Origin of the sequence: Sphingomonas sanxanigenens DSM 19645 = NX02 (assembly GCF_000512205.2) — a bacterium.
GTDB classification, from domain to species: Bacteria; Pseudomonadota; Alphaproteobacteria; order Sphingomonadales; family Sphingomonadaceae; genus Sphingomonas_D; species Sphingomonas_D sanxanigenens.
Map to the genome: position 1 here is coordinate 2,704,772 of NZ_CP006644.1, position 21,754 is coordinate 2,726,525.

General features: G+C 66.6%; 28 protein-coding genes. 18 read left to right on the forward strand and 10 right to left on the reverse strand.

Features of this window, described 5'->3' with window-relative positions:
* Nucleotides 1-61: 61 nt before the first annotated feature.
* The 5 genes from NX02_RS12450 to NX02_RS12470 all read right to left on the reverse strand — a co-directional run bounded on the left by NX02_RS12450 (nucleotide 62) and on the right by NX02_RS12470 (nucleotide 4,245).
* On the reverse strand, nucleotides 62-637 hold the full coding sequence (locus tag NX02_RS12450; RefSeq protein WP_025292523.1) for a TerD family protein: 576 nt from the start codon (nucleotides 635-637) through the stop codon (nucleotides 62-64).
* A 33-nt stretch (nucleotides 638-670) separates the two neighbouring features.
* On the reverse strand, nucleotides 671-1,249 hold the full coding sequence (locus NX02_RS12455) for a TerD family protein (protein ID WP_025292524.1): 579 nt from the start codon (nucleotides 1,247-1,249) through the stop codon (nucleotides 671-673).
* Between the two features lie 31 nt (nucleotides 1,250-1,280).
* Nucleotides 1,281-2,360, reverse strand: coding sequence for a DUF475 domain-containing protein (locus tag NX02_RS12460; protein ID WP_025292525.1), 1,080 nt, complete (start codon nucleotides 2,358-2,360; stop codon nucleotides 1,281-1,283).
* Nucleotides 2,361-2,399: 39 nt separating this feature from the next.
* On the reverse strand, nucleotides 2,400-3,590 hold the full coding sequence (locus tag NX02_RS12465; protein ID WP_025292526.1) for a TerD family protein: 1,191 nt from the start codon (nucleotides 3,588-3,590) through the stop codon (nucleotides 2,400-2,402).
* Between the two features lie 73 nt (nucleotides 3,591-3,663).
* Nucleotides 3,664-4,245, reverse strand: a complete 582-nt coding sequence (locus tag NX02_RS12470) for a TerD family protein (RefSeq protein ID WP_025292527.1) — start codon at nucleotides 4,243-4,245, stop codon at nucleotides 3,664-3,666.
* 213 nt (nucleotides 4,246-4,458) lie between these two features.
* Here NX02_RS12470 and NX02_RS12475 point away from each other — a divergent pair, with 213 nt between their 5' ends.
* Genes NX02_RS12475 through NX02_RS12495 form a run of 5 tightly spaced genes read left to right on the forward strand, consistent with a single transcriptional unit; the run spans nucleotide 4,459 to nucleotide 9,751 of the window.
* Nucleotides 4,459-5,466: an arginine N-succinyltransferase gene (locus NX02_RS12475; protein WP_025292528.1), complete on the forward strand. Its 1,008-nt coding sequence runs from the start codon at nucleotides 4,459-4,461 to the stop codon at nucleotides 5,464-5,466.
* The gene (gene astD / locus NX02_RS12480) at nucleotides 5,453-6,883 is read left to right on the forward strand and encodes a succinylglutamate-semialdehyde dehydrogenase (RefSeq protein ID WP_025292529.1); all 1,431 of its coding nucleotides are present in this window, start codon (nucleotides 5,453-5,455) and stop codon (nucleotides 6,881-6,883) included. Before NX02_RS12475 ends, astD begins: the two co-directional genes overlap by 14 nt.
* Entirely contained in the window at nucleotides 6,880-8,169 is a 1,290-nt protein-coding gene (locus NX02_RS12485) for an N-succinylarginine dihydrolase (RefSeq protein WP_039996563.1), read from the forward strand. The genes astD and NX02_RS12485 overlap by 4 nt, the downstream gene beginning before the upstream one ends.
* Before the next feature lie 37 nt (nucleotides 8,170-8,206).
* Nucleotides 8,207-9,091, forward strand: a complete 885-nt coding sequence (locus NX02_RS12490) for a dienelactone hydrolase family protein (protein WP_025292531.1) — start codon at nucleotides 8,207-8,209, stop codon at nucleotides 9,089-9,091.
* A 42-nt stretch (nucleotides 9,092-9,133) separates the two neighbouring features.
* Entirely contained in the window at nucleotides 9,134-9,751 is a 618-nt protein-coding gene (locus NX02_RS12495; protein ID WP_025292532.1) for a glutathione S-transferase family protein, read from the forward strand.
* A 234-nt stretch (nucleotides 9,752-9,985) separates the two neighbouring features.
* Here the strand turns inward: NX02_RS12495 and NX02_RS12500 are convergent, their stop codons facing one another.
* Nucleotides 9,986-10,732 carry a Bax inhibitor-1/YccA family protein gene (locus tag NX02_RS12500; RefSeq protein ID WP_025292533.1) on the reverse strand — a complete coding sequence of 249 codons (747 nt, stop codon included), beginning with the start codon at nucleotides 10,730-10,732 and terminating at the stop codon, nucleotides 9,986-9,988.
* 159 nt (nucleotides 10,733-10,891) lie between these two features.
* On the opposite strand from NX02_RS12500, the gene thpR reads away from it, so the two are divergent.
* The gene (thpR, locus tag NX02_RS12505) at nucleotides 10,892-11,425 is read left to right on the forward strand and encodes an RNA 2',3'-cyclic phosphodiesterase (protein ID WP_025292534.1); all 534 of its coding nucleotides are present in this window, start codon (nucleotides 10,892-10,894) and stop codon (nucleotides 11,423-11,425) included.
* On the opposite strand, the gene NX02_RS12510 is transcribed toward thpR, so the two are convergent.
* Complete coding sequence (locus NX02_RS12510) at nucleotides 11,410-11,880, reverse strand: low molecular weight protein-tyrosine-phosphatase (protein WP_025292535.1); 471 nt, start codon at nucleotides 11,878-11,880, stop codon at nucleotides 11,410-11,412. The two genes, thpR and NX02_RS12510, sit on opposite strands and share 16 nt — an antisense overlap.
* A 149-nt stretch (nucleotides 11,881-12,029) precedes the next feature.
* On the opposite strand from NX02_RS12510, the gene NX02_RS12515 reads away from it, so the two are divergent.
* Nucleotides 12,030-13,577 carry an MFS transporter gene (locus tag NX02_RS12515; protein WP_025292536.1) on the forward strand — a complete coding sequence of 516 codons (1,548 nt, stop codon included), beginning with the start codon at nucleotides 12,030-12,032 and terminating at the stop codon, nucleotides 13,575-13,577.
* Nucleotides 13,578-13,665: 88 nt separating this feature from the next.
* On the forward strand, nucleotides 13,666-13,908 hold the full coding sequence (locus tag NX02_RS12520; RefSeq protein WP_025292537.1) for a DUF2061 domain-containing protein: 243 nt from the start codon (nucleotides 13,666-13,668) through the stop codon (nucleotides 13,906-13,908).
* A 77-nt stretch (nucleotides 13,909-13,985) separates the two neighbouring features.
* Here NX02_RS12520 and NX02_RS12525 read toward each other — a convergent pair whose 3' ends face one another.
* Nucleotides 13,986-14,609 carry a superoxide dismutase gene (locus tag NX02_RS12525; protein ID WP_025292538.1) on the reverse strand — a complete coding sequence of 208 codons (624 nt, stop codon included), beginning with the start codon at nucleotides 14,607-14,609 and terminating at the stop codon, nucleotides 13,986-13,988.
* 102 nt (nucleotides 14,610-14,711) lie between these two features.
* On the reverse strand, nucleotides 14,712-15,749 hold the full coding sequence (gene pspF, locus NX02_RS12530) for a phage shock protein operon transcriptional activator (RefSeq protein ID WP_025292539.1): 1,038 nt from the start codon (nucleotides 15,747-15,749) through the stop codon (nucleotides 14,712-14,714).
* Here pspF and NX02_RS32410 point away from each other — a divergent pair.
* The 10 genes from NX02_RS32410 to NX02_RS12575 all read left to right on the forward strand — a co-directional run bounded on the left by NX02_RS32410 (nucleotide 15,720) and on the right by NX02_RS12575 (nucleotide 19,659).
* Entirely contained in the window at nucleotides 15,720-16,100 is a 381-nt protein-coding gene (locus NX02_RS32410; RefSeq protein WP_158014001.1) for a hypothetical protein, read from the forward strand. The genes pspF and NX02_RS32410 overlap by 30 nt on opposite strands.
* Nucleotides 16,101-16,203: 103 nt before the next feature.
* Nucleotides 16,204-16,872 (forward strand): phage shock protein PspA, encoded by a 669-nt coding sequence (gene pspA / locus NX02_RS12535; RefSeq protein WP_025292540.1) that lies wholly within the window; start codon nucleotides 16,204-16,206, stop codon nucleotides 16,870-16,872.
* 3 nt (nucleotides 16,873-16,875) lie between these two features.
* The gene (gene pspB / locus NX02_RS12540) at nucleotides 16,876-17,100 is read left to right on the forward strand and encodes an envelope stress response membrane protein PspB (RefSeq protein WP_047099784.1); all 225 of its coding nucleotides are present in this window, start codon (nucleotides 16,876-16,878) and stop codon (nucleotides 17,098-17,100) included.
* A 51-nt stretch (nucleotides 17,101-17,151) separates the two neighbouring features.
* Nucleotides 17,152-17,529: an envelope stress response membrane protein PspC gene (pspC, locus tag NX02_RS12545; RefSeq protein ID WP_025295592.1), complete on the forward strand. Its 378-nt coding sequence runs from the start codon at nucleotides 17,152-17,154 to the stop codon at nucleotides 17,527-17,529.
* A 32-nt stretch (nucleotides 17,530-17,561) separates the two neighbouring features.
* The gene (locus NX02_RS12550; RefSeq protein ID WP_025292541.1) at nucleotides 17,562-17,849 is read left to right on the forward strand and encodes a hypothetical protein; all 288 of its coding nucleotides are present in this window, start codon (nucleotides 17,562-17,564) and stop codon (nucleotides 17,847-17,849) included.
* A gap of 32 nt (nucleotides 17,850-17,881) precedes the next feature.
* The gene (locus NX02_RS12555; protein WP_025292542.1) at nucleotides 17,882-18,190 is read left to right on the forward strand and encodes a hypothetical protein; all 309 of its coding nucleotides are present in this window, start codon (nucleotides 17,882-17,884) and stop codon (nucleotides 18,188-18,190) included.
* Between the two features lie 31 nt (nucleotides 18,191-18,221).
* A complete protein-coding gene (locus NX02_RS12560) occupies nucleotides 18,222-18,467 on the forward strand; it encodes a hypothetical protein (RefSeq protein ID WP_025292543.1) in 246 nt (81 codons plus the stop codon).
* A 28-nt stretch (nucleotides 18,468-18,495) separates the two neighbouring features.
* The gene (locus NX02_RS12565; RefSeq protein ID WP_025292544.1) at nucleotides 18,496-18,744 is read left to right on the forward strand and encodes a hypothetical protein; all 249 of its coding nucleotides are present in this window, start codon (nucleotides 18,496-18,498) and stop codon (nucleotides 18,742-18,744) included.
* A gap of 49 nt (nucleotides 18,745-18,793) precedes the next feature.
* Nucleotides 18,794-19,207: a SufE family protein gene (locus NX02_RS12570; protein WP_025292545.1), complete on the forward strand. Its 414-nt coding sequence runs from the start codon at nucleotides 18,794-18,796 to the stop codon at nucleotides 19,205-19,207.
* Nucleotides 19,204-19,659, forward strand: coding sequence for a c-type cytochrome (locus NX02_RS12575; RefSeq protein WP_025292546.1), 456 nt, complete (start codon nucleotides 19,204-19,206; stop codon nucleotides 19,657-19,659). Before NX02_RS12570 ends, NX02_RS12575 begins: the two co-directional genes overlap by 4 nt.
* A 68-nt stretch (nucleotides 19,660-19,727) precedes the next feature.
* On the opposite strand, the gene NX02_RS12580 is transcribed toward NX02_RS12575, so the two are convergent.
* Nucleotides 19,728-21,668 carry a potassium transporter Kup gene (locus NX02_RS12580; RefSeq protein ID WP_158014002.1) on the reverse strand — a complete coding sequence of 647 codons (1,941 nt, stop codon included), beginning with the start codon at nucleotides 21,666-21,668 and terminating at the stop codon, nucleotides 19,728-19,730.
* Between the last annotated feature and the right edge of the window lie 86 nt (nucleotides 21,669-21,754).

Sequence of the window (21,754 nt, forward strand, 5' to 3'; positions counted from 1 at the left end):
CACGGACGCTTGAGTAGCCGTGATTGTACCAGACTGTTGCCACCGAGCGTCCGTTTGCCGATCAGATGTTGACGCCGAAGGACTTGGCGAGCGGCCCCAGGCCACCGGCAAAGCCCTGACCGATCGCCTTGAACTTCCACTCATCGCCATTGCGGTAGAGTTCACCGAAGATCATCGCGGTTTCGGTCGAGGCGTCTTCCGACAGGTCGTAACGCGCGATCTCGGTGCCGCCATCGTTGTTGAGCACGCGGATATAGGCGTTGGAGACCATGCCGAAATTCTGCTTGCGCGCGTCGGCGTCGTGGATCGTCACCGAAAAGGCGAGCTTGGTGACGTCGGCGGGCAGCTTGCTCAGCCCGACGATCACGACCTCGTCGTCGCCGGCGCCCTCGCCCGTGGTGTTGTCACCCTGGTGCTCGACCGCGCCGCCGGCGCCGGTCTTGTTGTTGTAGAAGATGAAGTCCGCATCGCTGCGCACCTTGCCCTCGGCGTTCAGGATGAACACGCTGGCATCGAGGTCGAACGCGCTGCCGTCGGTGACGCGCGTGTCCCAGCCCAGGCCGACCTTGACGGTCGTGAGGCCGGGGGCCTCCTTGGACAGGCTGACATTGCCGCCCTTTGAAAGTGAAACCGCCATAACGTTACTCCTCTCTCCGAATTACGCGCCGGCTCAGCCGACATTGACACCATAGTTGCGGGCGAGCGGGCCGAGACCGCCCTGATAGCCCTGACCGACCGCGCGGAACTTCCACTCGCCATTGTGGCGATAGACCTCGCCGAAGATCATCGCGGTTTCGACCGACGCGTCTTCCGTCAGGTCGTAGCGCGCGATCTCGCGGCCGGTGGCATCGTTGACGACGCGGATGAAGGCGTTCTGCACCATGCCGAAATTCTGGCGCTTGTTCTCACCGTCGTGGATGGTCACCGCGACCGCCACCTTGTCGATCTCGGCGGGCACGCGGGTCAGTTCGACCTTCAGCGACTCGTCATCGCCCTCGCCCTCACCGGTGCGGTTGTCGCCGGTGTGCTCGACCGAGCCGTCGGTCGATTTCAGCTGGTTGTAGAAGATGAAGTCCGCGTCCGAGCGCACCTTTCCGTCGGTCTTGAGCAGGAAGGCGCTTGCGTCGAGGTCGAAATCGGCGCCGTCGGTCGAGCGGACGTCCCAGCCGAGACCGATCAGGATCTTGCTGAGGCCAGGCTCTTCCTTCGACAGGCTGACATTGCCGCCCTTGGACAGGCTGATGGACATGATTGATGCTCCTCTTGGCTCAGATCTTTTCTCAATGTGCCTTGCCGGCGGTGAGATCGATGCTCTCGGAATCTTCCGGGTGGAGGCGGTTGTGCCGCACCGACCACCAGAAGGAGAGACCGATGAACACCGCGCCGATCAGGCCGGTGACCGTTTCAGGAATGTGGAAGCGCTCCGATGCCGAGAGCAGCATGATCACGGCAAGCGCGATGATCGCCCAGAAGGCGCCATGCTCGAGGAAGCGATACTGCGCGAGCGTGCCGCGATCGACCAGCATCACCGTCATCGAACGGACGAACATCGCACCGATGCCGAGGCCGAGCGCGATGATGAACAGGTTGTTGGAAAGCGCGAACGCACCGATCACGCCGTCGAACGAGAAGGAGGCATCGAGCACTTCCAGATAGAGGAAGGACGCGAAGCCCGAACGCGCGACCGCGCCGGTCAGTTCATCCTCATCGCCCTCCAGCAGCGAACCGATCGCCTCGACGCCGATGAACACGACGATGCCGAAGATGCCCGAGACCAGATAGGTCACCGCATCGCCCTGCGGCAGGAGGGTCGACACGCCATACATGAACAGCAGCACGATCGCGATCTCGACCGACTGCACGCTCGACAGCTTGGCGAGCTGCGCCTCGATCACCGCGATCCAGTGGACATCCTTGTCGGCGTCGAAGAAGAATTTGAGGCCGACCATGCCGAGGAACGCGCCACCGAAGCCGGCGATGCCGACATGCGCGCTGGTGATGATCCGCTCATATTCCTGCGGATTGCCCGCGGCCAGCTTCACCGCCGAGATCGGATCGAGTTGCGCCGCGATCGCCACGATGGCCAGCGGGAAGATGATGCGCATGCCGAAGACCGCGATCGCGATACCCCAGGTGAGGAAGCGATGGCGCCACTTGTCATCCATGTCACGCAGCACCGTGGCGTTGACCACGGCGTTGTCGAACGACAGCGACACTTCGAGCACGCCCAGGATCAGCACGATCCAGATGATGCCCAGCGTACCGGGCACGGTGCCGGTGAGTTCCCAGCCCAGCCAGGCGCCGAGCGCGAGACAGACCGCCGTGAACAGCAGCGAGCCCTTATAATATTTCCAGAACACGCATTTCCCCTTGTTCCCCGCGATGTGCCGACCCGGCCGTCAGTCCTTGCGGCCCGCCGTCCAGCGGAGCCCCCATCCAAGCGCCTGGTCGAGCTCGCTCTGGTCCCTGAAATAGTCGACCAGGCGCGTAGCCTTCAACGTTCCGCGGTCATTTTCAAGCAGCACGACACCGCATAGCCGCATGTTGTTGCGACCCTCGGTCATCCGCACTTCGATCGGAGGCTGATCGGGCATGGTGATCGACACTACGCCATCGGTCTGCTGCCAGTTCGGAACGCCATCATAGATGTTGGCGAAAATGGCTATCCGCTTGAGTTCGTTCCAGAACTGACCGTTGATCCGCATCGTCTCACCCTTGGAGACGTCGCCTGTCCGGTCGTCGCCGTCAAGCTCCACATAGGGCGGATTGCGGAAATTGCCGAACACCCGGCCAAGCGCCTGGACGACGCCCTTCGAGCCGTCCGCCATCTCGATCAGGCAGCCAAGATCGAGATCGACCGCATTGCCGCCGCCGAAGAAGCCCTTCTTGCCGCGCGACCAGTTCAGGTTGACCACGATCTCGCCGAACGAACTGCCGCGCTTCTCAAGGCTCACCGCCTGGCCCGGCTTGTCGAGCGTCACCTTGCCGAGGCTCACCGGTGCCGCGGGCGGCGGCGGTGGAGGTGGCGGCGGCGGCGGTGGCGGCGGCGCCGCTGCCGGTTCGTCCGCCACGTCGATTCCGAACGAGCGCGCGAGCGGCCCGAGGCCGCCGTTGAACCCCTGCCCTACCGCGCGGAACTTCCACTGGCCGTTGCGCAGATAGAGTTCGCCGAAGGTCATCGCCGCCTCGCTGGCGCCGCCGAGCTGGGGCACATAGCCGACGGTGGGCGCCTCGCCGCGCGGCGACACCGCAATGCGCGCCCCCGAAACCATCCCCAGCGTCTGGCGCCGCGCGGCGGCCTGGTCGATCGTCACGCAGAATACGATTCGCTGGATCGCCGGCGGCAGACGCGACAGATCGAGATCGAAGCTGCCCTTAGGCGAGGATCCGGGGGTATAGCGCACGGCGCCATCGCCGCCGCTGTTCTGGTTGTAGAACACCATGTCCTGATCACCGCGGACCTTGCCGGTCTCGGTCAGCAGATAGGCCGAGACATCGACCTCGCAGCCCGCTGGCGCCGTCCAGTCGACGGTCACTGTAACGGAATCGCCCGTCAGCGGCGCATTCCCGCCCTGCTGCAGTTCGTTCATCGCACGCTCCTGTCTGGTCTTTCGGTCTGCCGCGCCTTCCCCGGCCCCGCGGCCCGGCCGTCACGCCAGACCGTCAGAGATGCTGCGTGATCGCAGGCATCAAATCATGGAAGGTGCGGCCCTTCGTCCTTTCGCCGATGGCCTTCATCTCCCAATCGCCATTGGCGCGGGATATACGGGCCATCAGCTGGCCGGTGTGATCTCCGGCACCGGTCAGGTCGAAACGCGCCAGTTCCTGATTGGTTGTCGCGTCGACGAGCCGGCAATAGGCATTCTCGATCCGGTCGAACGTGTCGCCCGTGAAGCTGTTCACGGTGAAGATCAAGGTCACGACGTTCGCCGGCAGCGCCGTCAGGTCGACGATGATCTGCTCGTCGTCGCCATCGCCCGCGCCGGTGCGGTTGTCGCCGGTGTGAACGATGCTGCCGTCCTGGCTGCGAAGCTGGCGGAACCAGACCGCGTCGAGCAACTGGCCCGCGCGATCGAACAGCAGGCACGATGCGTCGAGATCGACGTCGCCGCCGCCACCACCGAAAAATTTGCTCAACCCGCCCGCCTTGCGGACGTCCCAGCCGAGCCCCATCGTGACGCGCGTCAGTGCGCCGCCCCCGGACTTTTCGAGGCGGATCGTCTGACCTTTTGCAAGGCTTACCATGTGCCGCTCCCGTCGTAGAGCGCGCCGGACGGCGCGAAAAGGATGACCATACACCGATCTTCCTGATGGGTAGCGATGAACTCTTGATGACGGCAGTGCCACCCGCCGCGTGCCGGGCACGCTTCGTCTCCGCATCGTATTTCGCGGCGACTGCGCTATATCCGGGCGCGGGTTTCACGCCCCTCATTTGCCCGCAGCCTGCCGGAGTAGCCTTTGACCGCGTTGCTCGTTCGTCCCGCCACTCACGCCGACCTCGATGGACTCGTCGCGCTTGCCGGCGCCGGCGGCCCCGGACTGACCAATCTGCCTGCCGACCCCGGCGTCATGGCGGAGCGGCTGGCGGCGAGCGACGCGACGATCGCCAGCCATGGCGGCGGCCGCGCGGTGATGCTGGTGCTGGCGGATCATGGCCATGTCGTCGGCAGCGGCATGATCTTCCCGCGTGTCGGCGTCGACTGGCCGTTCTACAGCTATCGCATCAGCCGGCACACCCAACGTTCTGCGGTGACGGGCGGTCGCGTCTCGTACGACACGCTGAGCCTGACCAACGATTTCGACGGCTGTTCGGAGGTCGGCGGGCTGCTGGTCGATCCGGCCGTGCGGCGGCAGGGCGCGGGCCGGCTGATAGCGCGCGCGCGCTATCTGTTCATCGCCCAGCATCGCGACTGGTTCGGCGACCGCATCGTCGCGGAACTGCGGGGGGTGCAGGCGGATGGCCGCTCGCCCTTCTGGGATGCGGTGGGCAGCCGCTTCTACGACATGAGCTTCGAGGAGGCGGACAGGCTGAACGGCATCGCCGGCAATCAGATGATCGCCGATCTCGGCCCGCGCTTCCCGATCCACGTCAACCTTCTGTCGGAAGAGGCCCGTGCCGCGATCGGCCAGCCGCATCGGGATGGACGCAAGGCGCGTGAGCTGCTGCTGGCAGAAGGCTATCGCGAGGAAGGCTATGTCGACATTTTCGATGCCGGCCCCACCTTGTGCGCGGAGATCGACACGCTCGCCGCGGTGCGCGACAGCCGCTGCGCGCCGGTGGCCGCAATCGCTGCGATCGAACGGCAGGAGGGGACCGACTCGCTGATCGCTTGCGGAACCGGCGCCGGCTTTCGCGTCGTGCGCGGCCTGGTCTATTCGGTGCCCGGAGGCATCGTGATCGAGCCCGCCGCCGCCGAAGCGCTGATGTTGAGTGAAGGAAATGAGGTCCGCCATGTCCGATTCTGAACCCGCCGAGATCGTTTCGACCGATCCGATCACCGGGGAACTGCTGTGGCGCGGCGCACCGGCACGACGCGATGAGATCGACGCAGCGGTGGCGGCGGCGCGGCACGAGTCTCGCAGCTGGCGGCGCGTGCCGCTGGACGATCGGATCGCGATCGTGCGCGGCTTCGCGGAGCAGGTGGCGGCGCGGCGCGAGGCGTTCGCGCGGCTGATCGCGCGCGAGACCGGCAAGCCCTATTGGGAAGCGCTGACCGAAGCGGACAGCGTGCGCGCAAAGGTGGAAATCAGCATCACCGCGCAGGCCGAGCGCGCCGGGCGCCGTGAGAGCGAGACGGCGGGTGTCCGCGCGGTGCTGCGCCACCGCCCGCACGGCGTGCTGACCGTGCTCGGGCCCTATAATTTTCCCGCGCATCTGCCCAACGGCCACATCGTGCCGGCGCTGCTCGCGGGCAATGTCGTGATCTTCAAGCCGAGCGAGAAGGCGCCGGCGACGGGTCTGTTCATGGCGAGCCTGTGGCACGCAGCCGGCCTGCCGCCGCACGCGCTGAGCGTGCTCAACGGCGATGGCGAGACCGGCAAGGCGCTGGTCGGCCATGATGGGGTGGACGGCGTGCTGTTCACCGGCGGCGTCACCGCAGGCCAGGCGATCCACCATGCGCTGGCGGACCAGCCGCACAAGATCGTTGCGCTCGAACTGGGCGGCAACGCACCGTTGGTCGTCACCGAGCCCGCGGATCCGGAGGCTGCGGCGCATCTCATCGTTCAATCCGCCTATATCTCGGCAGGGCAGCGCTGCTCGTGCGCACGCCGGCTGATCGTGCCGGAGGGGGCGTTCGGCGACAGCGTGATCGCGGCGCTGCTGGCGGTGGTCGATCGCATTCGCGTCGACGAACCCTTCGCCGATCCGCCCCCCTTCATGAGCGCGCTGGTCGACAATGCGGCCGCCGATGCGATCCTGGCAGGTCAGGACCGGATGATCGCCGCGGGCGCCGTCGCGCTGCGCCGGTCGGAGCGGATCGCTGCGAGCAAGCCGCTGCTGACGCCGGGGCTGCTCGACGTGACCAACCAGAGCGACCGCGAGGATCGCGAATATTTCGGCCCCCTCCTCCAGCTCGTCCGCGTCGCCGATTTCGACGCGGCGCTGGCGGAAGCCAACGCCACGCGCTTCGGCCTGTCCGCCGGGCTGATCGGCGGCGGCGAGGAGGATTATGCCCGCTTCCAGGACGAGATCCGCGCGGGCGTGGTCAACTGGAACCGGCCGACCACGGGCGCGGCGTCCTCGGCGCCGTTCGGCGGCGTCGGCGTGTCGGGTAATCACCGGCCGAGCGCCTATTATGCCGCCGACTATTGCGCCTATCCGGTCGCCAGCCTCGAAGCGGACGCGGCGCGCTTCCGGATCGAGACGGGGCTGACCGCATGACGGCCCCGCCACAGCCGGTGCGCGAGATCAATTTCGACGGGCTGGTCGGCCCGATGCACAATTATGCCGGGCTGTCGCTCGGCAACATCGCCAGCGCGAGCAACGCCGGCAAGACCGCCGCGCCGCGGATGGCGGCGCTGCAGGGGCTGGCCAAAATGCGCCGGCTGATGGAGCGCGGGCTGCTGCAGGGCTTCCTGCCGCCGCTGCGCCGTCCGGCGGTGGGCCTGCTGCGCAAGCTGGGTTTCGCCGGCGACGACGCGACGGTGCTCGCGACGGTCGCGGCCGAGGATCCGGTGCTGTTCAACAATGCCTGCTCCGCCTCCTCGATGTGGACCGCCAACGCCGCGACGGTGATCGCGGGTGCGGACAGCGCCGACGGGCGCGTCCATCTGGTCACCGCCAACCTCGCGACGATGCTCCACCGCAGCATCGAGCATGGCGAGACCGAGGCCAATCTGCGCCGCATCTTCCGCGACGAGCGCCGGTTCGCGGTGCATGCGGCGCTGGCGCCCGCCAATCACTTCGCCGATGAGGGGGCTGCCAATCATATGCGCGTCGCCCCGACGCGTGGCGAACGCGGCACCAACATCTTCGTCCACGCCCCCGCCACCGAAGGCCGTTTCCCCGGCCGGCAGAGCCCGCGCGCGGGGCAGGCGGTGGCACGGATCGCCGGGCTCTTCCATGCGATCCACACCCCGCAGGCGGGCACGGCGATCGAGGCCGGCGCCTTCCACAACGATGTCGTCGCGGTCGCCAACGAGAGCGTGCTGTTCGCGCATCATCAGGCGTTCGACGATCGCGACCGGCTGTTCGAAAGCCTCGCCCACGCGCTCCCCGGCATCCACATCGTCGAGACCGAAACCGTCCCGCTCGCCTCTGCGATCGGCAGCTATCTGTTCAACTCGCAGCTTCTGACGATGCCGGAAGGGCATATGGCGCTGGTGCTGCCCGCAGAAACGCAGGCCGATCCGGCGGTGAAGGCGGCGATCGATGCGGTGGTCGCGGGCAACAACCCGATCAACGAGGCGATCATCGTCGACGTGCGCGAGTCGATGCGCAATGGCGGCGGCCCGGCCTGCCTGCGGCTGCGCGTGCCGGTGAGCGAGGCGGCGATCGCCGGCATCGACCCCGCCTTCCTGCTGACCGAGGCGCGCTGGGAGCAGCTTCATGCGCTGGTCGAGCGTTACTGGCCCGAGCATATCGCCCCCGAGGATCTCGCCGAACCCGATCTGTGGGCGGCGGCAGCGGCCGCGCATGACGCGCTGGAGGCGTGGCTCGCGGCATGACATCATGCCCGACGGGGCAAACAGGGAGAGGCTATCCATGATCGACAAGTCAGTCCGCGATGCCGCGATCGCGCTCTACGACCGCTTCACCCATGTCGATCATGATCGGCGCGCCTTCATGGCGGATCTGACCAGGCTGGCCGGCAGCGCCGCCGCCGCCAATGTGCTGCTGGCGACGATCGCAGCCGACCCCGCCGCTGCCGCGATCGTCGCCGCCGACGATCCGCGCATCACGGGTACCGCGACGCAATGGCCGGTCGCCGGAGGGCGCGTGATGAAGGGTTATCGCGCGCGTCCGGCCAAGGCGAACGGCAAGCTTGGCGGCGTGCTGGTGATCCATGAGAATCGCGGGCTGAACGAGCACATCCGCGACGTCGCACGCAGGGTCGCGCTGGCGGGGTTCGACGCGCTGGCGCCGGATTTCCTCAGCATCTCGGGCGGCACGCCAGCGGACGAGGATGCCGCGCGCACCGCGATCGGCGCGCTGGATCTGGCAACCGCGGTGGCGGACGGCGCCGCCACGATCGCCTGGCTCGGCACGCAGCCCGGCGCCAACGGCAAGGTCGGCGCGATGGGCTTCTGCTGGGGCGGTGCGATGACCAACCGGCTGGCGGTCGCCGCCGGCCCCGCCCTGACCGCCGCCGTCCCCTATTACGGCCCCGCCCCCGACCCCGCCGAGGCGCCCCGGGTCAAGGCGGCGATGCTGCTGCACTATGCCGGCAATGACGAGCGGGTGAACAAGACCGCGCAGCCGTGGATCGACGCGCTCAAGGCGGCCGGCGTGCAGACCGAGGCCTATTTCTATGCGGGCGCCAGCCACGCCTTCAACAACGACACGTCGGCCGAGCGCTATGACAAGGCGACCGCCGACCTGGCGTGGGGTCGTACCCTGGCCTTCCTTGAATCCCGACTCGACGGCTGATTTCGTTCCCTATATGTTCTGTCTTGTTAACAGGAGGGTGAGATGGCCGGAAAGATCGATTTCTACTACAATCCGCAAAGCCGCGCGGCGGTGACGCGCTGGGCGCTGGAGGAAGCCGGCGCCGATTATGAGATCAAGCCGGTGACGTTCGACGGCGGCGACGGGCTCGACTCGCGGTCGGACGAATTCCTCGCGATCAACCCGATGGGGAAGATTCCGACGCTGGTGCTCGACGACGGCACCGTTCTGACCGAGAATGGCGCGATCATCGCGTGGCTGGCCGACGCCTACCCCGACGCCGGTCTTGCGCCGCCCGCGGGCAGCCCGGAACGCGGGACGATGTATCGCTGGCTGTTCTTCATCGGCAGCTGCTTCGAACCTGCGATGACCGATCGGATGATGCGGCCCAATTCAGCGATCAACCCGCGCTCGCTGGGCTGGGGCGATTATGACCAAGTCGTCGATACGCTGGAAAAGGCGCTTGCGGAGGGGCCATGGCTGCTGGGCGACAGGTTCAGCGCGGCGGACATCTATGTCGCCGCATCGCTCGGCTGGGCCGGCATGTTCGGGGCGCCGCGGATCAAGGAAAGCGCGGTGATCCAGGATTATGTGGCCCGCGCCCAGGCACGGCCCGCGGCGCAGCGGGCGAATGGGGGGTGAGGGCGTCGGGCGCGCATTAGCCCCTCCCCTTCAGGGGAGGGGAAAGGGGTGGGGAAGCGGCGGCGGGGGCTCAATGCCCCCATCGGCGCTATTTTCCTGCGTTGCCGGAAGCTCGCTGCGCTCGCCTCCACCCCCAACCCCTCCTCTGAAGAGGAGGGGCTAGAGACCCCACATAGAAAAAGCCCGGCGGATCGCTCCGCCGGGCTTTCTTGTTGCCCGTTCCAGGCCGCGGGATCAGTCGCGGCTGCCGAGGAAGCTCAGCAGGAACTGGAACATGTTCACGAAGTCCAGATACAGGTTCAACGCACCCATGATCACCGCCTTGCCCAGGAAATCGGTACCCTGGACCTGGTAGTAGATGCTCTTGATGCGCTGCGTGTCATAGGCAGTAAGGCCGGCGAACAGCAGCACGCCAACCGCGCTGATCACGAACGACAGCGTGCCCGAACCGAGGAAGATGTTCAGGATCGACGCAACGATCAGGCCGACGAGACCCATGATCAGGAAGGTGCGAAAGCCCGACAGGTCACGCTTGGTGGTGTAACCATAGAGGCTGAGGCCCGCGAATGCCGCCGTCGTCGAGAAGAAGGTCAGCGCGATCGACGGGCCGGTGTAGCGGATGAAGATCGTGGACATCGAGATGCCCATGATCGCCGCGAACGCCCAGAACAGCGCCTGCATCGCGCCCGTCGACAGGCGGTTGATGCCGAAGCTCAGCACCATGATGAACGCCAGCGGCGCAAACATGATGATATATTTGAGGATGCCGGGGCTGCCGAAGATCGACGCCGCCATACCGGACGTCGCGAAGAACAGCGCGACCGTGCCGGTAAGCAGCACGCCCAGCGCCATATAATTGTAGACCGACAGCATGTACTTGCGCAGGCCGGCGTCGAAATCGACGTCACGTGCACCTGCGCCCGCTCCGGGCCTGGCTCCAGCGCCAGCCGCGGGCGACCTCGGGTCAGACCAGTTTGCCATCTTTCAATAAGCTCCTTTGACCGCCATCAGTGGCGGATGCCCGTAATATCACCGCCGGACCCGCGATTTTCAAGGGAAACAGGTCATCCGGTGGCAGACTGAAATGTAACATAATATGTCCCCGACTGGCCTGATGCCGCATAACAAGGGTCGACCGACATGCACCGCCTCTTCGTCGCACTACGCCCGCCACCGCCAATACGTTCCGCACTGATCGATGCGATGGGCGGCGTCCCCGGCGCGCGCTGGCAGGATGACGACCAGTTGCACATCACCTTGCGCTTCATCGGCGAGGTCGATCGGCACCGCGCAGAGGATATCGCGACCGCGCTGGGTTCGGTTTCCGCCCTTCCCTTCGAGCTCGCGCTCGACGGCGTCGGCCAGTTCGACCGGCGCGGCGTGGTGGATACGTTGTGGGTGGGCGTGCGCCCGCACGATCAGGTCGCGGCGCTTCACCGCAAGGTGGATCAGGCCGTACAGCGCGCCGGTATGCCTCCCGAGGGACGCGCCTATATCCCGCACATCACGGTCGCCCGCTTCGGACGGACCTGCGGGGCGATCGACGGCTTCGTCGTCAATGCCGCGGCGGTGATGGGGCTGCGCTTCACCGTCGAGCATTTCATGCTGTTTGAAAGCACGATCGGCAGCGACGGCGCGCGCTACGATGCGATCGACCGCTACCACCTGCGTTGACCGATCGCGTCGGCGAGCGCGCGGGCGCCGGCGGTGACGTCCGCCCAGGTGACGTCGAACCCCGCATCATCGCCATAATAGGGATCGGCCACCGCCTCGCCGGCGCGGCCCGGCACATGGTCGAGCAGCAGCGAAAGGTCGGCGGTGGCGTCGGCGGGGCGGATGCGCCGCAGGTCGCCGAGGTTCTGCGGGTCGAGCGCGACGATCCGGTCGAAGCGGCGAAAATCGCCCGGCGTCACCTGCCGCGCCCGCAGCCCGGAGATGTCGACGCCATTGCGGCGCGCCACCGCCTGCGCGCGCCGGTCCGGCGCGTCTCCCGCGTGCCAGCCGCCGGTGCCCGCGGAATCGACCAGCAGGTCGAGCCCGCGTCGCTCCGCCTCGGCGTGCAGCGCGGCTTCGGCGAGCGGTGACCGGCAGATATTGCCGAGGCAGACGAACAGCACCGATTCGGTCATCGCAATCCCTTCGCATCGCTCGATGGACGCGCGCCGTAACGTCTTTGGCGCTGTTACGCACCTCTGCTAGCCTGCCGCGCAAAGAGAAGGACAGAGCGAGAGGAAGTGCCTTGGCCACTGCCGACACCGTCGTGCCGCGCCCGTCCGGCATGGCCGCCACCGATGCACGCCCCGATCTGCGCTATGCCTGGTATGGGCTGACCGTCCTCGTCATCGTCTACATGCTCAACTTCATCGACCGGCAGATCCTGTCGATCCTCGCCGAGGAGGTGAAGCGTGACCTCGGTCTCGACGATGCCGATCTCGGCTTCCTCTATGGCACGGCGTTCGGCGTTTTCTACGCGCTGTTCGGCATTCCCCTCGGGCGGCTGGCGGACAATGTCAGCCGGGTGCGGCTGATGGCGGTCGGGCTCGCGCTCTGGTCGGCGATGACCGCGGTCAGCGGGCTGGTGCGCTCGGGCGGCGAACTGGCGGCGGCGCGCATCGGCGTCGGCATCGGCGAGGCCACCGCATCGCCCTGCGCCTATTCGCTGCTTTCCGACTGGTTCCCGCGGGAGAAGCGCGCGACCGCGCTCGCGATCTATTCGTCGGGGCTCTACCTGGGCGGCGGCCTCTCGCTGTTCCTCGGCGGCGCGATCGTCGCGCAATGGAGCGCGGCCTTCCCGGGCGATGGCCCGCTGGGGCTCAAGGGGTGGCAGGCTGCGTTCCTCGCGGTGGGGCTGCCGGGGATGCTGCTCGCGCTGTGGGTCGCCACCCTGCGCGAACCGGTGCGCGGACTGTCGGACGGGATCGTGACGCCGGCGGCACCGCACCCCTTCCGCCTGTTCGCCGCCGAACTGCTGACGATCATCCCGCCGCTGACCTTGCTGGGCGCCGCGCGCAACGGCACCCGCGCGCTCATCGCCAACATCGCGGGGCTGGTCGCGATCGCCGCGATCGCGACCGGATTCATCGCGCTGACCGGCGATGTCGCGCAATGGACCGCGATCGGCATCGGCGCCTATGCCGTGCTGAGCTGGGCGAGCGCGCTGCGCCACCGCGACAAGCCGACCTTCGCGCTGATCGTCGGCACACCCGCCTTCCTGCTGGTGGTGATGGGCTATGGCCTGATCGCGTTCCTCGCTTATTCGGTCAGCTTCTGGGCCGCGCCCTATGCGCTGCGGGTGCTGGGGGCCGAGCCACATTTCGCGGGGCTGTGGCTGGGCAGCGCGGGCGCGCTGGGCGGGTTCCTCGGCGTCGTTCTGGGCGGCCGGCTCGCCGATCGGCTGCGGTTGCACAATCCCGGCGGCCGGCTGCTCGTCGCGCTGATCGGCGCGGTGGCGCCGCCGCCGCTGGTGGCGATCGCCTTCACCACCGGCAGTTCGACGCTGTTCTTCGTGCTGGCGCTGCCCTTGCACATCCTCTCGTCCTGCGCGCTCGGTGCATGCGCGGCGACGACGCAGGATCTGGTGCTGCCGCGGATGCGCGGCACCGCTACCGCGACCTTCTTCATCGGTACGACGCTAATCGGCCTCGCGCTCGGGCCCTATGCGGCGGGCAAGGTCTCCGCAGTCAGCGGCAGTCTATCGATCGGCATGCTCGCCTTGCTGGCGGCAACGCCGATCTCGATCGCGTGCCTATGGCTCGCCTATCGGCGGCTGCCCGCGGCAGAAGCCAGCCGCGAGGCGCGCGCACGGGCGGCGGGCGAGGCGATCTGACCGGCTGAAGCGATCAGTCTCATCGAAATCGCCCGCTTGAATATTTGCGACTAATTCGCAATATCGACTCTCGAAAGGGAGTGACGCCATGTCGCGGGATATTGCCAAGACGCTGAGTTTTCTGTCCGTCCACCTCGTGGTGGGGTTCACGGTCGCCTATCTGCTGACGGGCTCGATTGCGGTCGCAGGCGGTATCGCGCTGATCGAGCCGTGCGTGAATGCAGTGGCGTTCTATTTTCACGATCGCGCATGGTCGCGCGACTGGAGCGGCTTTTCGTTGCGCGACCTGATCCATGTCCATGGTCATGCGCGGGAGCCCGGAATGGCGTGAAGCCGCCCCCGCCGGTCCTGAACCGGTGGGAACGGCTTCACCAGCGGCGCTTTGCGGCCCCGCAGCCGATCGCGCGATCAGCCCTGGGTCTGGTCGGCGCGGCTGGCGCCCTGCCCGTCCAGGTTCTCGGCGACGAAATCCCAGTTGATGATGTTGGTCAGCACCGTCTCGGCGAACTTCGGCCGGGCGTTGCGATAGTCGATGTAATAGGCGTGCTCCCACACATCGAGGGTGAGCAGCGGCACCTGGCCGTTGACGATCGGCGTGTCGGCATCATGCCACGAGGTCACCTTCAATTCGGCGCCGTCGAGGATCAGCCAGGCCCAACCGCTGGCGAAGTGGCCGACGGCTTCGGCCTGCAGCTTCTGGAGCAGCGCCTCGGTGGAACCGAAGCTCTTCTCGATCAGCTTGAGCAGGTCGCCCGAGGGGGTCTGGCCGGCGGGGGCCAGGCAGTTCCAGAAGAATGTGTGGTTCCAGATCTGCGCGGCGTTGTTGAACAGGCCCTTGTCGCCGTCCGTCTTCGCCTTCTCGATCGTCTCGATGAGGGTCAGGCCGCCGAGGCCCTTCTCGTCGATCCAGCCGTTGACCTTGTCGACATAGGCCTTGTGATGCTTGCCGTGGTGGAAATCGAACGTTTCCGCTGACATGTGCGGCTCGAGCGCGCTTTTGTCGAAGGGAAGCTCGGGAAGGATGAAAGCCATGGGACTGGACCTCCTGATTGGGGTTTTTTGGCGGTCCCCCGCTAACGCACCAGACCCCGCCGGTCTCCAAAAATCTTGCTTGGGGGCGGCTTTCGATTTCTTTCAGCCGCCGCCGAGCAGTCCGTGCTTGCGCAGGCAGTGGCGAAGCTGGTCGTAACTGAGGCTCAGCGCCTTGGCGGTCGCGCGCTGGTTGAAGCGGAAGCGCGCCATCGTCGCCTCGAGGATCGCGCGCTCATAGGCATCGACCGCATTTTTCAGGTCGGCGATGCTCGTCATGTCGCCAAAGGCAGCGGCGCCGCTTTCCGCCATCTTCGCGACCGCCGCGGCCACCGGCGCCTGCGGCTCGGCGGCGGCACCGGTCGGTCGCCAGGGCGAGGCGAAGGGATCGAACACGATGTCGTCGACCGGCCGCTCGGGCTGATCCCAGCGATAGACCGCGCGCTCGACGACGTTGCGCAATTCGCGCACGTTGCCCGGCCAGGGATGGCCGACGAGCCGCGCCGCGGCCTCGGCGCCGAACCCCGGCCAGCGATCCCATCCCAGTTCGGCCGCCATCCGCCGCCCGAAATGTTCGGCGAGCACCGCGACGTCGCCTTCGCGCGCGCGCAACGGAGGCAAGGTCACCACCTCGAAGCTCAAACGGTCGAGCAGATCGGCGCGGAAGCGGCCCTTCTCCACCAGCGCGGGCAGATGCTCGTTCGTCGCCGCGACGATGCGCACATCCACCCTGACCGAGCGGTTGGAGCCGATCCGCGTCACCTCGCCATATTCCACCGCGCGCAGCAGGCGTTCCTGCGCGGCGGCGGAGAGCGTCGCCAGTTCGTCGAGGAACAGGGTGCCGCCGTCCGCCTCTTCGAAGCGTCCCACGCGCACCCGGGTCGCGCCGGTGAAGGCGCCCGCCTCATGGCCGAACAGCTCCGCCTCGATCAGCGTCTCCGGCAGCGCGGCACAGTTCATCGTCACCAGCGGCCCGTCCCAGCGCGGGCTGAGGCGGTGGAGCCGCTCCGCCACGAGTTCCTTGCCGGTGCCGCGTTCGCCGATGACCAGCACCGGCCGATTGAGCGCGGCGGCGCGGCTCGCGCGCTCGACCGAGTCGAGAAAGGCGAGGGATTGGCCGATAAAGGCATTGTCGCGGTCCATACCCGCGAGTTGGCGCAAATCCCCAACTATTGGCAACAGAAATCTGAACAACGTGGCGTTCGAACGCGCAAAAAATGGCGGATTCCAGCCATTTTCCAGAGTTGGCACACCTCCTGCAAAGCTATTGGCGAACCGCCACGCGGCGGCACGCACCATGCTGAGGTTCAGGAGTTCACGATGTTCAAGACCGAGAAAAACCGCAAGCACGCCGCCGCCGCCATCTGCGCCGCGATGTTCGCCAGCACCTGTCTGCTGAGCGCGATCGGCCCTGTGCGTGCCGCCGAAGCCCATCCTGGCGCAGCCGGCCATGTCGTGCTCGCCCGGTCCACCGCCGCCATGCCCTTGGCCTGACGGCACTCCCCGCCGGGGGCGGAAATCCCCTTGCACCGCCCCCGGCACCCCAACCACGCTGCCATCACCGAGACCAGAGCAATAACGTCCAGGAGTTCACCCGATGGGTATCTTTTCCCGCACCCGAGACATCATCGCAGCCAACGTCACCGACCTGCTCGACAAGGCTGAAGACCCCGCCAAGATGATCCGCATGATCATCCTGGAGATGGAGGAAACGCTGGTCGAGGTTCGCGCCTCCGCGGCGCGCACCATCGCCGACCAGAAGGAAATGCGCCGCCACATCAGCAAGCTCGATGCGCTGCAGGAAAGCTGGACCGAGAAGGCCGAACTGGCGCTTTCGAAGGACCGTGAGGACCTCGCCAAGGCGGCACTGATCGAGAAGCAGAAAGCGGCCACGATGGCCGACCAGCTCAAGGCCGAGATCGAGACGCTCGACGAGGCGCTGCGCGCTTCGGAAGAGGATATCGGCAAGCTGCAGAACAAGCTGCGCGAGGCGCGTGCCCGCCAGAACTCGATCGTCACCCGCCTCGAATCGGCGCATAATCGCGCACGGATGCGCGAGATGTATGCCGGCGCCAAGATCGACGAGGCGTTCAGCCGCTTCGACCTGATGGAGCGCCGCGTCGACATGGCCGAGGGCCGCGCCGAAGCCGCCGGCATGGGCGCCGCGCCCAAGTCGCTCGAAGAGGAGATCGCCGAGCTGCGTTCCTCCGAGAAGGTCGAAGCCGAGCTCGCCGCGATGAAGGCCCGCGCAGGCAAGGAAGGCTGATCGATGGAAGACCTCGTTCCCCTGTTCGCGGTCGGCATTCTGTTCCTCGGCCTGCCGTGGGTCATCCTCCACTACATCACCAAGTGGAAGCAGGCCGCGACACTCACGCGCGAGGACGAGAACCTTCTCGACGAACTTCACGACATGGCGCGGCGGCTCGAGGATCGCATGCAGACGATCGAGCGCATCATCGCCGCCGACCACCCCGACTCGAAACCCGGCGCCTGACGGCGCCGGTCATCGCCCGACAGACAGCTTCAGACTCACAGGGAGACTGACATGAGTGCCCGCCGCACCAAATTCTACCTCGACAAGAAGAACGGCAAGTTCATGGGCGTCTGCGCCGGTATCTCGGAATATACCGGCATCGACGTCACCTGGGTCCGCGTCAGCGCGGTGCTCATCACGATCTTCGCCTTTCAGCCGCTGATCATCGTCTATCTCGTGGTGGGCATGGTCGCGAAGCCGGAGCCGCGCGATCTGTATGAAGACGCCGAGGATGCCAAGTTCTGGCAGGGCGTCCGCCAGTCGCCGACACGGTCGACCCGCGATGTCCGTTCGAAGTTCCGCGATATCGATCGCCGCCTTGCCGAAGTCGAACTCTACTATACAAGCCGTAACCGCCGCCTCGCCGACGAAATCGACGCGCTGCGCTGAGCGACCGGCAGTTTTGCGAGAGGAGCCGAACCATGGATAGCACGATGCTCTATGTCGTTCTGATCGTCCTGGTCTCGACCGGAGGCTGGCTGATCAACAACTGGATCCGCGCCAGGCATGGCTACCCGATCGAGAACGAATGGTCGGGAACCACGACGCGCGAGGATCCGGAAGCCGGCCGCAAGCTCGACTTTCTCGCCGCCGACAACGCCCGTCTCCTCGCCAAGGTCAGCCGGCTGGAAGAGCGGATCGCGGTGCTGGAACGCATCGTGACCGATCCGGCCAACCGCACCGCCCAGGAAATCGACGCGCTGCGCTGAAGCGCGCGGCACCCTCTCACGGAGGATTACCGATGTTTCCGTTCGAAGCCTTCATCCCCGTCGCCATCGTCGTCGGCCTTGCCGCGATCTGCGGCTGGGTGCTGGTCACCTGGCTGCGCATCCGCCACGGCTATCCGCTGGACGGCGCCTGGGGACAGGCCGTGTATCCCAGGACGAGTGACGAGGCGATGGAGCGCATCAAGCTGCTCAGCCAGGAAAATGCGCAGCTTCGCGCCGAGCTGGGCTCCATCAAGGACCGCCTCGCCAATGTCGAGCGGATCGTCACCGACGGCGCGCACAGCCTCGACCGCGAGATCGAGATGCTGCGCAAGGCGAACTGAGCCGAGCGCCACATACAGGGAGGAATAACATATGTTCGACAACCCCTTCTCGATGGTCGTCGCGATCGTGCTGATCGTATCCATCGCCGGCGTGATGCGCGCCAGATACAAGGCCGAACGGCAGGAAGCCGAACGCACGCCCGATCCGGAAGCCGGCCGGCTGCGCGACGAGATCAAGGCGCTGAAGGACCGCGTCGCGGTGCTCGAACGCCTCGCCACCGACAGCACAAGCGCACTCGACCGCGAGTTCGAGATGCTGCGCAAGCGCGACAGCTGATCGTCCACCCCAGACCCGGAGCATCGCCATGTACGGCGCCGATCCCACCATCATCTACACGATCGAGATCGCGAGCCTCGCCGCCATCACGATCCTCGCGTTGACCGCGCTCAAGGCGTGGCACGGCTGGCTCGACCTGCGCCGGACGGAACTGGCGCGCGGTCTCGTTGGCCAGCACGATGACGGCGTGCCCGCGATCGGCGCACGGATCGAACTCGCAGACCTCAGGGAACGCATCCGCCGCCTCGAAGCGATCGCCGCCGGCGTCGATCTTTGACCGACGCCGGGGGATGACGGCGGCCACCGCCGCCGCTAAGCCCCGCGGCATGAGCGCCGCCCCCACCCTCTCCGCCATTCTCGACGATTACGACCTGCTCGATGCCGACGATCGCTATCGGCTGCTGATCGATCTTGGTCGCGCACTGGAACCGATGCCCGATCCGCTCAAGACGGACGCGACGCTGGTCAGGGGCTGTTCGGCGGCGGTGTGGGTCTACCCCACCCGCCTGGAGGATGGCCGGCTCCACTTCCTGGCGGACAGCAACGCCGCGATCACCAAGGGCATCATCGCGCTGGTGCTGCTGACCGTGCAGGATCGCAGCCCCGCGGAGATCAGCGCCACCGACATCGAAGGCGCGCTCGCCCCGTTCGACCTGCGCAACCAGCTCAGCTCGAACCGGACGCAGGGCATTCCCAACATGATCGCGCTGATCCGCGCGACCGCGGAACGCTACGCGTGACGGGTGCGGGTATCCGCGCAACGACCATCGCCGTCCTGATGCTGCTGGGCGGATGCGGCGACTCCGGCGCTGGACCGACCGCCACCGCCGACGGTGCATCGCCGACCGGGACCGACCCGGAGCCGGTCCGCTATGCCAGCGTCACCGGCGATGCCGAGGCGGGCGAGCGCAGCTTCCTCCAGTGCAAGATCTGCCACACGATCGAACCGGACCAGAACCGCATCGGCCCCTCGCTGCACGCGATCATCGGCCGCAAGGCGGCAACCGTGCCGGGATTCGCCTATTCGCCGGCGATGAAGAACAGCGGCATCACCTGGAGCGAAGAGGAATTGTTCCGCTTCATCGGCGACACGCGCGGCACCGTGCCGGGCACCAAGATGGCGTTCGCGGGCATGCGCAACGCGCAGACACGCGCGGACGTAATCGCCTATCTGACGGCCGCGCCGCAGTAGTAGGCCCGATCGTCGCGGAACCGGGGATGTCTTCCCGGTCGCCGCCCGCCGGCGGCGCGTTCGATTTCTCAGATCTCGACCTGGCTGCCCAGTTCGACCACGCGGTTGGTGGGCAGGCGGAAGAACTCCATCGCGCTTTCGGCGTTGCGCAGCATCCAGGCGAACAGCTTTTCGCGCCAGATCGCCATGCCGGGGCGTGACGAAGGCAGCAATGTCTGCCGCGCGAGGAAGAAGCTTGTGTCCATCATCTTGAACGCCGGGCCGCAACCGGTGAGGCGCTTGAGCGCCTCGGGCACATCGGGTTCCTGCATGAAGCCGTAGCGGATGATCAGGCGGTGGAAGCCCTGGCCCAGATCCTCCAGCTTGCAGCGCGTTTCCTGCTCGACGAAAGGCTCGTCGGCGATCTTCACCGTCAGCAGGATCACGCGCTCGTGCAGCACCTTGTTATGCTTGAGGTTGTGAAGCAACGCGTGGGGAACGCCGTCGGGCGACGAGGTCATAAACACCGCGGTGCCGGGCACGCGCGTCGCCGAATTTGCGGCCGAGTCGACGAAGATCGAGATCGGCATCGCCGCCTCGCGCATCCGCGCCATCATCAGCTGGCGGCCCTTGGCCCAGGTGGTCAGCAAGGTGAACGCGATGAGGCCGATCATCAGCGGGAACCAGCCGCCGTCGGGCACCTTGGTGAGGTTCGCGCCGAAATAGGCGAAGTCGATCGCGAAGAAGATGCCGAGCATCGCCATGGCCGCGAAGCGGTTCCACTTCCACAGGTTGAACAGCACCACCGCGAGCAGGCAGGTGTCGATCAGCATCGCCCCGGTGACGGCAATGCCATAGGCGGCGGCCAGGTTGGACGAGGTCTGGAAGCTCAGCACGAGCACCATCACCATCACCATCAGCCCCCAGTTCATCACCGGGATGTAGATCTGCCCCGCGGCGGAGGCGCTGGTGTGGGTGATGCGCAGGCGCGGCATGAAGCCCAGCTGGATCGCCTGCTGGGTGACCGAGAAGGCACCCGAGATCACCGCCTGGCTGGCGATCACCGTCGCGAGCGTCGCGAGAATGACCAGCGGCAGCCTGAGCGATTCGGGCGCGAGCAGGAAGAAGGGGTTCTGGATCGCCACGGCGGCGTCGGCGGGGGTCAGCGACAGGATCATCGCGCCCTGCCCCAGATAGTTGAGCATCAGCGCGGGCAACACGAAGAACAGCCAGGAGACGCGGATCGGATTGCGGCCGAAATGGCCCATATCCGCATAGAGCGCCTCGGCGCCCGTCACCGCCAGCACGACCGAGCCGAGCGCGAGGAAGGCGGTGAGGCCGTCGCTGAGGAAGAACTGGATCGCATACCACGGGTTGAGCGCGATCAGGATGCCGGGGTCGGCCGCGATATGGACGATGCCCAGCACCGCGATCGTGACGAAATAGACCAGCATGATCGGGCCGAAGAGCTGCCCCACCTTCTCGGTGCCGCGCGACTGGATCGCGAACAGCCCGGCGAGGATGCCCATCGCCAGCGGCAGCACGAAGGGCGCGAAATCCTTCTCGACCGTGGTGATGCCCTCGACCGCCGAAAGCACCGAGATCGCCGGCGTGATCATCGAATCGCCATAGAACAGCGCCGTCGCGAACACGCCGAGCAGCACGATCGGCGCCGTCCAGCGCTTGTTGCCCGAAACGCGGTTGATCAGCGCGAGCAAGGCGAGGCTGCCGCCTTCGCCCTTGTTGTCCGCGCGCATGATGATGGTGACATATTTGATCGAGACGACGAGCATCATCGACCAGAAGACCAGGCTCAGCACGCCATAGATGTGCAACCCGTCCGGCGTCAGCTGATGATGCCCGGCGAAGGTCTCACGGAACGCATAGATCGGGCTGGTGCCGATATCGCCGAACACGATGCCGATCGCACCGACGGCCAGCTTGGCCAGCCCTTCGTTGCGATGGCCATGACCACGATCCGCCAGCGCAGCGCCAGCGTCTATCGAGGCCGGATCAGCCTCGGCTGGCACTGATTGGGGTTGATCACTCACTTCGCGACGCGCTTCGGATGGTTCAGGTGCATCCACATCATATCAAGTCCCTGCCCCATGGGCCC